Raw genomic sequence first — 12,147 nt, forward strand, 5'->3', positions numbered from 1 at the left:
TATCAAAAAACAAGATTAAAAAATAGATAAATTAAAATATTTAAGAATAATAATCTAAGGTAACTAGTTTTAATAAATTAGCTACCTTATAACTTTAAAAATTTAAGAAAACCAGCTCTTAATCTTATCTAAGATACTCTTATCACTTGCCATTTCACCAGTTTTGATACCAAAGCTGCTTTGAAGCTCTTTTAAAAGCTCAATCTGTTCATCGCTTAATTTTTTTGGCATTTGAATAGAAATTTGCACAATTAAGTCGCCAAGATGCTTAGAGTGAGCATTTCTAACACCCTCTTTAGCAATAACAAACTGTTGCTTATCTAGAGTTCCTACAGGTAATTCTAGCGTCGTTTCACCCCTAAGTGTTGGTATCTTGATACTCTCACCAAGTACTGCTTGGGTAAAAAATACTGGAATCTCAATATATACATCATCTCCATTTCTATGAAAATGTTCATCATCTCGTACCATTATGCGTACATATAAATCACCAGTAGCATTTTGACTTTGGTTACCTTTTTGACTTACTCTAATTCTAGTACCATTATCAACACCCTCAGGAATATTTATCTTGATACTCTGAGTTGCTTCATTATAGCCATTAGCATTACATTCAGGGCATTTTTCTTTAATGCTTTGACCAGTCCCAGAACAATTTGGACAACTCTGGACAAATTGCATAAAGCCATGCTTAACGCCTATTTTGCCACTTCCTCCACACTGAATACAACTCTCTTTTTTTCCATCTTTTGAACCAGTTGAATTACAAGCTTTACACGGAGTTTTATAGCGATATTTTAACTCCTTTTCACAGCCAAATACTGCCTCATTAAACTCAAGCGTCAACCCTACTTCAATATCTAATGAATATTTATATTGATTTTTTGAGCTTCTTTGCGAGCCAAATCCACCCCCAAAAAATGAACTAAATACATCTCCTAAATCATCAAAATCAAATCCACCACCAAATCCGCCGCCAGCTGATCCTTTTAAGCCTTCTTTGCCATACCTATTATAGATTTCTCTTTTATCAGAGTCACTTAAAACCTCATAAGCTTCATTAATTTGCTTAAATTTTTCTTCAGCTTCTTTATCGCCTTGATTCCTATCTGGGTGATATCTTAACGCTTGCTTTCTATAGGCCTTTTTAATTGTCTCTGTATCAGCATCTCTTGATACCTCTAAAATCTCATAATAATCAAATTCCAAAATCTGTTCCTTAAATAATTTTAACCGCAGATTTTATCTAAAAGTTACTAAATTTACGCATAAAAGCAAATTTATTATTAATTTTTGGTATAATATTGCCAAATTTTTGATATCAGGAGTTACAGATGATAAATGTATTAATGATAGAAGATGATCCAGAGTTTGCTCAAATTTTATCTGAATATTTGATTAAATTTAATATCAAGGTTACAAATTACGAAGACCCATATCTAGGCCTAAGTGCCGGAATCAAAAATTACGATCTTTTAATCTTAGATCTTACCTTGCCTGGTATGGATGGATTAGAGGTTTGTAAAGAAATTAGAGAAAAATATGATATCCCAATTATTATAAGCTCAGCTAGAAGCGATGTAAATGATAGAGTTGTTGGCTTACAAATTGGTGCAGATGACTATCTACCAAAACCATACGACCCAAAAGAGATGCACGCTAGAATCACTAGTCTAATCCGTCGCTACAAAAAGAGCAATGAAGCTCAAGAAGAAGTTGCAGATACACTATTTAAGGTTGATGATAAACGTCACGAAATATCGTATAATGGTACACCATTAACACTAACTCCAGCTGAATATGAAATTTTAGAGTATCTAATTAAACAACACAGCTTCTCAGTATCAAGAGAACAGCTAGTATATCACTGCAAGAGTTTAAAAGATAAAGACTCAAAAAGCCTTGATGTAATCATTGGTCGTTTAAGAAGCAAAATCGGTGATAACTCTAAATCTCCTAAGCATATATTCTCAGTTCGTGGCATAGGGTATAAATTAGTCGGATGAGATACTCTTTAACAACTAAAATCACGGTAATTTTTGCTATTGGCTTTATCGTGATTTGTACTCTATTTTTTATGTTTTTTAAACTCCAGCACGAACGAATTCTAGGAAAAATCAGCGAAAATCATTACAACTCAATTAGCTGGTTGCTCTCACTATATCAAAAATCTAATATGCCAGAAGACTGGGAGAGATATTTTAAAAATTTTGATCTAGCTTATGTTAAAAATGCAAATTTACAAAAGGCAATTTTTGACCAAGGTACACTAGTTAGTAGAAGCGATACATTAATTGGCATAGTTGATACAATTAGCTATAAAAATAATCTTTATCTACGCATTAAAAATCAAAGCGTAACTATAATTTTAGAATCTACTTTGCATAGTGGCAATGACAGTATATTAGCAAGCTTCATAATTGTTATGGCGCTATTTATCTCGCTTTATGTATCAATTTTTAGAAGTCTTGTACCATTGAAAAAACTACGTAGCGATATACGTAAATTTGCAGCTGGCAATATGGATGGAGTTTGCGTAGTCAATTTTTCTAAAGGCAACGATGAGATAAGCGAGGTTGCATATGAATTTAATAACGCAGCATGCAAAATTAAAGATCTCATTATGTCTAGACAATTATTTTTACGCACCATTATGCATGAGTTAAAAACACCAATTGGCAAAGGTAGAATCGTTAGTGAAATGATCGAAGACGACACTCAAAAAGAGCGTTTAATAGCAATTTTTGAGCGACTCAATATCCTAATAAATGAATTTGCTAAAATAGAACAACTTTTAAGTAAAAGCTATAGCTTAGATTATGCTAAATATCGTTTTAGCCTCATATTAGACCAAGCTAAAGATATGATGCTCTTAGATGATTTTAATAGTAATGTTAAAGTTAATTTAAACTCCGATCCGCTTTTAAAAGTAGATTTTCAGCTATTCTCTCTTGCTATTAAAAACTTAATAGACAATGCATTAAAATATTCTGATGATAAAAAAGTGCTTATAACATGCGATAATAAGACTATTTCTATAAAAAATCATGGTAAGCCATTAGATCGCTCTATTGAACATTATAAACAAGCCTTTATAAGAGATAATAGCTCAAAAGCTAGCGGAATGGGGCTTGGATTATATATTATAGAACATATATGTTCTATGCATAAATTTAGCTTAGATTATAATTATGCTGATGGATATCATGAATTTTTAATTAAATTTGGAAAATTAAATAATGAAAAAGCTTGAGCAGTTTGATAGACTTGTAGAAGCCTTTGGCAAAATTCCTGGTGTAGGTAAAAAATCAGCGATAAAATATGCTTATTATGTAGCATTACAAGATCCATTTTTTGGGCTAAATTTAGCCCATACAATAGAAAATTCCATTCACAATCTAAAACACTGTATAATCTGTAACGGTATTAGCCAAAATGAAATTTGTGATATCTGTAGCGATATCAATCGAAACAGCTCCATAATATGCGTAGTTGAGAGTCCTAAAGATATTCTAACTATAGAAGATTCAAATTCATTTGACGGATTATATTTTGTCTTTAATGAGATAAATAGTGTAGAAAATTTAAAAGATATGATTAGTAAATTTAACTCAAAAGAGTTAATTTTTGCTTTTAGCCCAAGTATAAATAGTGATGGTATTATGCTTTATATCGAAGATCAATTAAAGGAATTAGGAATTAGCTTTACAAAAATTGCTCAAGGTATCCCAACTGGAGTAAGTCTAGAAAATGTCGATATGCTCTCATTAACTAAAGCAATAAAAGATAGAAAAGAACTTTAAAGCTCAAATACTCCACGCATTAACTGCGCAATCTTGTCTTGATTAAATTTATTATCAAAAAATATATTAAATGCCAAAACCGCTTGATAAAGTAACATATCCTTACCATCTTTGTTTTGTACATTTAACTCATTAGCAAGGCGTAAAAATTGAGTATTTTTATTATAAATAACATCAAAGGCAAATTTTGAATTAGACAAGATATCATTTAGCAAATGTTTATCACATGGCAATTCATCATTACAAAGCCCTGCTGAAGTGGTATTTACTACTAAATCGTAACTACTTGGAATAAAATTTGTATGAGTATGGAATTTATAGTTATTAAACTGTTCGCTTTTATCGCTTCGGTTTAAAATCTCAACATCTACTCCACTAAGATCTAAAATATATGCAAGTGCTTTAGCAGTACCACCAGCACCTAATATTAACGCCTTATTAATTTTGCCAAATTCAGCAATTGCCATCATAAATCCAGGCGCATCAGTATTATAACCTTTAATCTTATCACCTATACGAACTAATGTATTAATCGAGCCAATCTCCTTTGCAATACTATCAAGCTCATCGCAAAGGTTGATTACTGACTCTTTAAATGGAACGGTGATATTTGCCCCTTGAAGGTTATATTTTTTAAATTTATCAATTATATCACCGCCTTGCTCTAGTAAAATCCTACCATATATTCCATTTATACCCAATCCACAAAGCGCACTATTATGAAGCCTTGGCGAGATAGAATGCGATACAGGATTACCAAAAAGAGCAAAATATTTCATTATTATTTAACCCTATAAACAAAGGCGCCACTTGAGATATCTTGACGTATTTTTTGAATATTTGATTCAATGTTAGAACTAAATGGACCAATTAGAATTTTTACTACTTTATTACCATTTACAACAACTTCATGAGTTGTGTATTTATAGCCATTAGCTGTAATTCTTTTAATCAAAGCACTACTTTTATCGAGTTTAGATACAGATGCAACTTGAATATATGTTCCCTTAGCTAGGCCGCTTGTAGTAGTTGGCTCTTTTTTAGGTTCTACCTTTTTAACTGGTTCAGATTTTTTAACTGGTTCTTTTTTAGGTTCTGATTTTTTAACTGGTTCTACCTTTTTAGCTGGCTCTTTTTTAGGTTCTACCTTTTTAACTGGTTCAGATTTTTTAACTGGTTCTTTTTTGTTATCTTTAACAGCTGGAGCAGTTGCACCAAATGGCTCTTCAACTTTTGGAGGTAGCACTGGCACAATCATACTAGGCGTAGTATCCATAGCAGCTTGAGCATTTTTATACTCATTTACGATATTTTCAAAACTCTCTTTAGAATTTGAATTATCACTAACAATTGGTACTTGTTCAAAAAGATCATTTGAGCCACTATTATCTGATGTATTAGCAGGCAACTCAGCAGGTAGTAACAGACTATCAGATATATCGTTACCCTTTTTAGTCTCATTTGAATTTAAAAACTTCACAACAATCAATACTACAACAAAAATGATAACTAGCAACGCCACACCAATTAAAATTTTGCGTATACCACCAGACTTTTCCTCTTCGTTTTTATCTAGCAAGATATCTTGTAAATTATTATTTTCTTCCATAATTTATCCTTTACATATGTTTTGACCAGCTAGCACCACGCTCTTTTTGATAGAGCTCATATGGCAAGGCTAGAATATTATACTCTAATGGCATATCCATGGTAGGGAACATTCTCCACTCTTGAGGTAACTTTTGTGATAGCATCACTGATAGTTTATTAGCTATTTGACACCCTTCCATAAAGGTTGTATGACCTTTATGGACGTATAGATGCAAATGACCAGGGGTTTTGGTCTCATAAGCTGTGAAATTTATAAACCCCTCTTCTCTTAGCAGTAGCTGAGCCCTATGCCAAAAGCGTTCAGGCATTCTGCCATTATAGTCAAAAACAATATTTTCAACCTTATTTAACCTATTAATCAAAGAGTGTGCTACGATTATTTTACGCTCAGCATGTTCTCTTTGTATTGCTAGGCTAAGTGGTTCATCTACTCTTTCAAATTTATCAAAAAAATACCTACCTTTATGCTCAATCTTTTTTACAGTTAGATCACGCTTAATATAATAGTGGTCGGTTATCATTTTGATAAGCGATAGATCTGTGCGCTGCATTAAAATGTCGCTTTATTATAGATGATAAATTGATGAGCTAACTCTTTTAATTCGGCTGCAATTTTGCGTTGTTTATCAGTATTATTGATATCATCTAATACATCAGCTATACGATTTGCAATTAACTCAAATTCAGCCTCTTTCATACCTCTAGCAGTAAGCGCTGGACTACCTACTCTAATACCGCTTGTTACAAATGGGCTTCTAGTCTCACCCGGAACTGTATTTTTATTTACCGTAATTCCTGCATTACCTAAAGCTACATCTGCATCCTTACCGCTAAAATCTTTATTTAAGAAACTAACAAGTACAAGGTGATTATCAGTACCGCCACTTACTAGATCATATCCACGACTAATTAATACTTCACCAAGTTTTTTAGCATTTGCTTTTACCTGTTTAGCATATACCTTCCACTCATCACTTAGATTATGTTTAAAGCCTACAGCCTTACCAGCAATAACATGCATTAATGGTCCACCTTGGATTCCTGGGAAGATTGAGCTATTTATTTTTTTAGCAAATTCTTCATCATTTGTCATTATAATGCCACCTCTTGGACCTCTTAGTGTTTTGTGAGTTGTAGAGCTTACTACATGACAGTGCGGGAATGGATGAGCATGCTCGCCAGCTACTACTAAACCAGCAATATGAGCCACATCAGCAAACAAGTATGCTCCAACACTATCAGCTATCTCTCTAAAGCGTTTAAAGTCAATCTCTCTAGTATATGCACTAGCACCGCAAACAATCATTTTTGGTTTTACTATATTTGCGATATCAGCTACTCTATCATAGTTAATTCTACCATCAAGCTCAACACCATAAAAGAAACTCTCATAATATTTACCCGAACTTGATACTTTTGCACCGTGAGTTAGGTGACCACCATGACTTAAATCCATACCTAACATCTTGTCTCCTGGTTTTAAGAAAGCACCATATACGCCCTGATTGGCTTGTGAGCCACTATTTGGTTGAACATTAGCAAATTCGCAGCCAAAAAGCTTTTTACATCTATCAATTGCAATTTGCTCAATCTCATCTACAAACTCACATCCACCATAGTATCTTTTGCCAGGATAACCCTCAGCATATTTATTAGTAAGAACTGAACCCATAACTTCCATAACTTCAGGATATGTAAAATTCTCACTAGCAATCATTTCTAAATGATCACACTGACGCTCAAGCTCTTTGTTTAAAAGAGTGTAAATCTCTTTATCATAACTTTCTAAATTCATATTTACTCCTTAATTTTTTGGTTTCATCGCTGGAAATAATATAACATCGCGAATTGATTTTTTATTTAATAGTAGCATCACTAACCTATCAACGCCAAGACCCCAACCAACAGTTGGCGCCATACCATATCCAAGAGCCTTACAATAATCCTCATCCATCTCATGAGCTTCATCATTGCCAGCATCTTTACTCTGTATTTGAGCCTTAAATCTTTCATATTGATCAACTGGATCATTAAGCTCATTAAATGCATTTGCTAATTCTCGACCAGCAATAAATAGCTCAAATCTTTCTGCTATATCTGGATTCTCATCACTACGCCTAGAAAGTGGTGAAATTGAGATAGGAAAATCTGTAATAAATGTAGGATTTACTAGTTTGCTTTCGACATAATTATCAAATAGCTCAGCTTGCAAATGTCCAAGATCAAGCTTTTCATTGGCTTCAAATTTATCATCTCTTAATTTAGCTAAAATCTTTTCTTTATCGCTTACTATAGCCCTATCTAATCCACCAATCTCTACAAGTGCATCAAGATATTTAATTCTTTTAAATGGTTTAGAAAAATCAATATTTTGACCATCGAATTCGATTATTTTACCCAAATTTAACTTATCAAGTAGTGTCGCAAATAGCTCTTCAGTCAGATCCATAACCTCAAAATAATCATGCCATGCCCAATAAAACTCAATACTAGTAAATTCAGGATTATGTGTTAAATCCATTCCTTCATTTCTAAAGCAACGATTCATTTCAAATACCGCTTCCATACCACCAACAATTAATCTTTTTAGATATAGCTCAGGAGCAATTTTAAGATACCTATCTACACCTAGTGCGTTATGGTGGGTAATAAATGGCTTAGCATTTGCTCCGCCAGCTATTGGGTGCATCATTGGAGTCTCAACCTCCAAAAATCCACGTTCTTCAAAAAATCTTCTGATGGTACTAATAATAATTGAACGCTTAAGAAAATCGCTTCTTACATCCCTATCCATAATCATATCTAGGTATCTTTGGCGATATCTTGTTTCTATATCAGTTAAACCATGAAACTTCTCAGGAAGCGGAGATATAGCCTTAGTAGCTAAAGTAACCTCGCTTGCGTGCAAACTAAACTCGCCAGTCTGCGTAATAAATGCATAACCTTTAACAAGCACAATATCGCCAACTTCTAGATTTTTCTTAAATTTAGCATAATATTCTTCACCAATACTAGCTAATGAGTAGTATATTTGAACATTATCATTCTCATCTTCTATATTGGCAAATGTAGATTTTCCAGCGACTCTTTTTAGCTTAATTCTACCAGCTATAACTACCTCTTCTTGGGCTTTTCTCTCACCTTCAGGAAGCTCTTTTATATATCCAAATTTACTCTTAAACTCAGAAATATTCATCTCTCTTTTTAAGAAATGTGGATAAGGGCTAACTCCCATTTGTCGTAGCTCATCAGCCTTAGCTAGACGAGTTAATTCTAATTCATTATCAAAAATCAATTAAATTCCTTTTATCTTTTGTTTATTGCATTCACTACAAACACCATATAGTTGCATAATATGACCAGTAAGCTTAAAGCCATGCTCTTTAGCAATTGCTAGCTGGCGCTTTTCTATAATTTGGTCTTCAAACTCAACTATCACACCGCACTGCCTACAGATCATATGGTCGTGATGAGGTTTATTGGCTAGTTCAAATTTCTTACCCTGGGCACCAAAACTAATTGATGTTACCATGCCCGATTCTTCAAGTAAATTTAGACTTCTATAAACTGTAGCAATACCGACATTTAGCCCTGGATGGCGTTCTTTGATATGCAAATATAACTGCTCTGGGGTAAAATGCTCACTATTATTATATAATGTTTGTAAAAGTACTTCACGCTGTTTGGTATATTTTAAACCATTATCTCGCAATACTCTCTTGAATCTCTCTAGCAACGCATCATATTCAATATTTTCTATCATTGCTCCACCTTAGTTAAATTTTCTTCTACTCCCTCAACTCTATCTAAAAGCTCAGGAACGACAATCTGACCACTCTCTACACTCTCTTTAACTTTACTAACATCCATTGCCATAATAAATTGACCAGCACTTAATAATATTGGATAAACCTTGCTGCCTTCAAAAAATGGAGATATTTTTTGATTTAATACTGAAATTTTTGATACAATCGCAGCTAAAATGGCAAGAACTAAAAATATCTTTGCTGCTCCAACAAAAAATCCTAGTAATCTATCCACAAATCCTAATCCACTCATTTTTAACATCTTTGATAGTAGATTACCAAGCATCAAGCATACAAACCAAAATACTAACAAAGCAAGCAAAAATCCAAAGAAAAATTCTGCCGAATCACTGAGTTGATATATATAAAGACTTATTAAATCTCCAACTAAATTTGCATTTCTACTAGCGATAATCACGCCACCAATAATACCTATAAGGCCAAAAACTTCTTTAATAAGGCCATTTATAATACCCTTAATTCCTAAAATAATCACTACAGCGATAATAATAATATCAAACCAAGTAATAAAATCCATCAATTCTTCTCCATTAATTTAAATTTGTCGCATTAAATTGCATCGCAATATCTTTTGTTATTATATTTTCATCTAGTGCCTTTTGTATCTCGTTTGCCATAATTCTCATACCACTTTGCGAGCTACCAAGTTGCATTTGAGAGAGAATTTGATGAATTTTACCCTCTCTTATTAAATTTGAAATTGCGATATTATTTAGCATAATCTCAAAAAGTGCAACCCTACCTCCGCCAATTTTTGGGAGTAAATTTTGAGAAATTACAGCTATTAATGATGAGGCTAAAGAGCTTTTGATATATGCTTGATCACTTGTAGCAAAACTATCTATTATTCTATTTATAGAGCTTACAGCTGAGTTTGTATGTAGTGTTGCAAAGACCAAATGCCCTGTTTGAGCCGCTTCAATAGTCATTGCCATAGTCTCTTTATCACGCATCTCTCCAACTAAAATCACATCTGGGTCCTCTCTAAGAGCATATTTTAACGCTCGTGAAAATGAGCTTGTATCGCTTCCAACATTTCTATGCGAAAATAGTGAGTTTTTGCTAGTATGAATAAATTCTACTGGATCTTCAATAGTAATGATGTGCTTATTTTGACTTTGATTTATCTCATTTAAAATTGCTGCTAGCGTAGTACTTTTACCACTTCCTGTAGCTCCAGTTATTAGAATTAGTCCCTTTTGTTTCTTAGCTAAATCAAATAATATATCTGGTGCGCAAATATCATCGAGCGTTGGTATCTCTAGCGGTATAGTACGAAACGCAGCTGAGAGCTCACCATTCATAGTATAATAATAATTTACTCTAAATCTACTATTGCCAAGATCAATAGAAAAATCAAGCTCTTTAAATTTTTTTAATTCAGCTTTTTGCTCTTCATCTATAAGTGGTAGGCAAATTTCTTCTATATCATTTGGTGTTAGAACTACATTTCCTGTAGAAACTAGCTCTCCATCAATTCTAATCTTTGGCATACTTCTAGCTACTAGATGTAAATCACTAGCTTTTTTATCTATTACCAAATCAAGCAAAGATCTTATAGCCATATTCTACTCGATAATTTTTGGAACTTCAAAACTTTTGCCCTGTTTTTGTGGAGCATTTTGTAAAATTATATCTATTACATCGCTCTTGCGTGGTTCATCATCTCTAAGTGGAGTTCCACCGCTTACAGTACTTACTGCAGCTTCTATGCCATCTAAATTTAACTCATTTAAAACATCAACGAAATCGACAATCTTGCTAAGTTGACCCTTAAACTCTTCGCGCTTATCATCCGGAATCTTTAGTGCGCTTAATTTCTCTAATTTTTCAAGCATTTTATCATCAATTTGCACAGTTTCACCCCAAATTTAAAATTTTTGAGCGATTATATCATAAGTTTTCTTAGATAGAAATTATCAATATCAGGAACTTTTTAATAATTGCCTTTTTATTTGTTAGATTTAAGATAATTTATGATAAAATTAGCAAATTTTTTATTTTTAAAGGATATTACTTTGGCAGTTAAAGAGAATATTGACTATATTAAAAATGAGATTAGCTCTCAAGAACAACTATTAGAAAGCGCTATAAAGAGTGAAAGATTTTTTAAACGCAATAAAAAGAGCTTTATCGCTGCAGGAATTGTTATAATTATTGCGCTTGCTGGTTATAGTATATCAAATGCTTTACAAGAAGCTAGCAAAGCAGAAGTTAATAAAGCCTATAATACCTTAATAAATCACCCAGACGATAGTAATGCAAAACAGATTTTAATATCTAAAAACCCATCTTTATATGCTCTTTTTGTGATTAAAACAGCTGATTTAAACTCAACTACACTTATAGATGAGGCGATCAATTTAGAGATCGATCCGCTTTTAAAAGAAATTTTAGTAAATTTAAAAGGCCAAGAATCAGCTAAAATTTTATCAAATTACAATGCTTTAGTCGATGGCTATGAGCTATTAAAAGATGGCAAAACTGATGCTGCAAAGGCTGAATTTGCCAAAATTCCTCTTAATTCACCACTTCAACAAATTGCCAAAAATTTAGAGCATTATCAAGGAAAATAGTATGAATTACAAAGCTTATATTCTATCATCTTTAATGCTTTTTATACTTGTTGGTTGTTATACTAAAAGAGAGTATTATAAACCTGAGAGTGTATCTAGTAATATAGAATTTACCGACTCATTAAGCTCAGCCATTCAACAAACTAGTAAATATGGTGCTGTATTAAAAAATGGTAGTGTGCTACTAAAAAGTGGAAAGATTATAGAGCTAAATTTGCTTAAAGATGATAACTTTTTAGGAGAGTATCAAGATAAGCTTTTAGTTGCTAATATTGATGGATCATTTAAAGTATTAGTTGATAAAGATGAGTATTATACAAATAAATTTAA

General features: G+C 32.7%; 14 protein-coding genes and 1 pseudogene. 5 read left to right on the plus strand and 10 right to left on the minus strand.

Going from position 1 to position 12,147, the window contains the following annotated elements:
- Positions 1 to 102: 102 nt before the first annotated feature.
- Positions 103 to 1,209 (minus strand): molecular chaperone DnaJ, encoded by a 1,107-nt coding sequence (dnaJ, locus tag J6V67_RS06435; protein WP_291860413.1) that lies wholly within the window; start codon positions 1,207 to 1,209, stop codon positions 103 to 105.
- A gap of 125 nt (positions 1,210 to 1,334) precedes the next feature.
- Between dnaJ and J6V67_RS06440 the strand changes: the two genes are divergently transcribed.
- The 3 genes from J6V67_RS06440 to recR are packed head-to-tail and all read left to right on the plus strand — an operon-like array spanning position 1,335 to position 3,803.
- Positions 1,335 to 2,006: a response regulator transcription factor gene (locus J6V67_RS06440; protein WP_291860416.1), complete on the plus strand. Its 672-nt coding sequence runs from the start codon at positions 1,335 to 1,337 to the stop codon at positions 2,004 to 2,006.
- Positions 2,003 to 3,253, plus strand: coding sequence for an ArsS family sensor histidine kinase (locus J6V67_RS06445; RefSeq protein ID WP_291860419.1), 1,251 nt, complete (start codon positions 2,003 to 2,005; stop codon positions 3,251 to 3,253). The genes J6V67_RS06440 and J6V67_RS06445 overlap by 4 nt, the downstream gene beginning before the upstream one ends.
- The gene (recR, locus tag J6V67_RS06450; RefSeq protein WP_291860447.1) at positions 3,237 to 3,803 is read left to right on the plus strand and encodes a recombination mediator RecR; all 567 of its coding nucleotides are present in this window, start codon (positions 3,237 to 3,239) and stop codon (positions 3,801 to 3,803) included. Before J6V67_RS06445 ends, recR begins: the two co-directional genes overlap by 17 nt.
- On the opposite strand, the gene J6V67_RS06455 is transcribed toward recR, so the two are convergent.
- From J6V67_RS06455 to gatC, 9 genes are read right to left on the minus strand one after another with little or no spacing between them, the layout of a single operon-like run.
- Positions 3,800 to 4,582, minus strand: coding sequence for a shikimate dehydrogenase (locus tag J6V67_RS06455; protein WP_291860422.1), 783 nt, complete (start codon positions 4,580 to 4,582; stop codon positions 3,800 to 3,802). The two genes, recR and J6V67_RS06455, sit on opposite strands and share 4 nt — an antisense overlap.
- Positions 4,583 to 4,584: 2 nt before the next feature.
- Positions 4,585 to 5,412 carry an SPOR domain-containing protein gene (locus tag J6V67_RS06460; protein WP_291860424.1) on the minus strand — a complete coding sequence of 276 codons (828 nt, stop codon included), beginning with the start codon at positions 5,410 to 5,412 and terminating at the stop codon, positions 4,585 to 4,587.
- Between the two features lie 10 nt (positions 5,413 to 5,422).
- Positions 5,423 to 5,965, minus strand: a complete 543-nt coding sequence (locus tag J6V67_RS06465; protein ID WP_291860427.1) for a DUF1882 domain-containing protein — start codon at positions 5,963 to 5,965, stop codon at positions 5,423 to 5,425.
- Positions 5,965 to 7,209, minus strand: coding sequence for a serine hydroxymethyltransferase (locus J6V67_RS06470; RefSeq protein ID WP_291860429.1), 1,245 nt, complete (start codon positions 7,207 to 7,209; stop codon positions 5,965 to 5,967). Before J6V67_RS06470 ends, J6V67_RS06465 begins: the two co-directional genes overlap by 1 nt.
- Before the next feature lie 9 nt (positions 7,210 to 7,218).
- Positions 7,219 to 8,706 (minus strand): lysine--tRNA ligase, encoded by a 1,488-nt coding sequence (lysS, locus tag J6V67_RS06475; RefSeq protein ID WP_291860450.1) that lies wholly within the window; start codon positions 8,704 to 8,706, stop codon positions 7,219 to 7,221.
- A 3-nt stretch (positions 8,707 to 8,709) separates the two neighbouring features.
- Positions 8,710 to 9,177, minus strand: coding sequence for a Fur family transcriptional regulator (locus J6V67_RS06480; protein WP_291860432.1), 468 nt, complete (start codon positions 9,175 to 9,177; stop codon positions 8,710 to 8,712).
- Entirely contained in the window at positions 9,174 to 9,758 is a 585-nt protein-coding gene (locus tag J6V67_RS06485) for a CvpA family protein (RefSeq protein WP_291860435.1), read from the minus strand. Before J6V67_RS06485 ends, J6V67_RS06480 begins: the two co-directional genes overlap by 4 nt.
- Positions 9,759 to 9,771: 13 nt before the next feature.
- Positions 9,772 to 10,806 (minus strand): type IV pilus twitching motility protein PilT, encoded by a 1,035-nt coding sequence (locus tag J6V67_RS06490; protein ID WP_086282063.1) that lies wholly within the window; start codon positions 10,804 to 10,806, stop codon positions 9,772 to 9,774.
- Positions 10,807 to 10,809: 3 nt separating this feature from the next.
- The gene (gene gatC / locus J6V67_RS06495) at positions 10,810 to 11,097 is read right to left on the minus strand and encodes an Asp-tRNA(Asn)/Glu-tRNA(Gln) amidotransferase subunit GatC (RefSeq protein ID WP_086224361.1); all 288 of its coding nucleotides are present in this window, start codon (positions 11,095 to 11,097) and stop codon (positions 10,810 to 10,812) included.
- Between the two features lie 162 nt (positions 11,098 to 11,259).
- On the opposite strand from gatC, the gene J6V67_RS06500 reads away from it, so the two are divergent.
- Both J6V67_RS06500 and J6V67_RS06505 read left to right on the plus strand, forming a co-directional pair.
- Positions 11,260 to 11,817 (plus strand): hypothetical protein, encoded by a 558-nt coding sequence (locus tag J6V67_RS06500; RefSeq protein ID WP_291860445.1) that lies wholly within the window; start codon positions 11,260 to 11,262, stop codon positions 11,815 to 11,817.
- Position 11,818: 1 nt separating this feature from the next.
- Positions 11,819 to 12,147 (plus strand): annotated as a pseudogene (locus tag J6V67_RS06505) (L-seryl-tRNA selenium transferase); the annotation flags it as partial.

It is taken from the genome of Campylobacter sp. (assembly GCF_017646085.1).
Taxonomy (GTDB): domain Bacteria; phylum Campylobacterota; class Campylobacteria; order Campylobacterales; family Campylobacteraceae; genus Campylobacter.

What these genes read in the sequence shown, in the direction of transcription:
- J6V67_RS06465 (WP_291860427.1), bottom strand. Translation starts at nt 5,965, where the DNA reads ATGCAGCGCACAGATCTATCGCTTATCAAAATGATAACCGACCACTAT.
- J6V67_RS06490 (WP_086282063.1), bottom strand. Translation starts at nt 10,806, where the DNA reads ATGGCTATAAGATCTTTGCTTGATTTGGTAATAGATAAAAAAGCTAGT.
- J6V67_RS06445 (WP_291860419.1), top strand. Translation starts at nt 2,003, where the DNA reads ATGAGATACTCTTTAACAACTAAAATCACGGTAATTTTTGCTATTGGC.
- J6V67_RS06470 (WP_291860429.1), bottom strand. Translation starts at nt 7,209, where the DNA reads ATGAATTTAGAAAGTTATGATAAAGAGATTTACACTCTTTTAAACAAA.
- J6V67_RS06485 (WP_291860435.1), bottom strand. Translation starts at nt 9,758, where the DNA reads ATGGATTTTATTACTTGGTTTGATATTATTATTATCGCTGTAGTGATT.
- J6V67_RS06455 (WP_291860422.1), bottom strand. Translation starts at nt 4,582, where the DNA reads ATGAAATATTTTGCTCTTTTTGGTAATCCTGTATCGCATTCTATCTCG.
- J6V67_RS06460 (WP_291860424.1), bottom strand. Translation starts at nt 5,412, where the DNA reads ATGGAAGAAAATAATAATTTACAAGATATCTTGCTAGATAAAAACGAA.
- J6V67_RS06440 (WP_291860416.1), top strand. Translation starts at nt 1,335, where the DNA reads ATGATAAATGTATTAATGATAGAAGATGATCCAGAGTTTGCTCAAATT.
- J6V67_RS06480 (WP_291860432.1), bottom strand. Translation starts at nt 9,177, where the DNA reads ATGATAGAAAATATTGAATATGATGCGTTGCTAGAGAGATTCAAGAGA.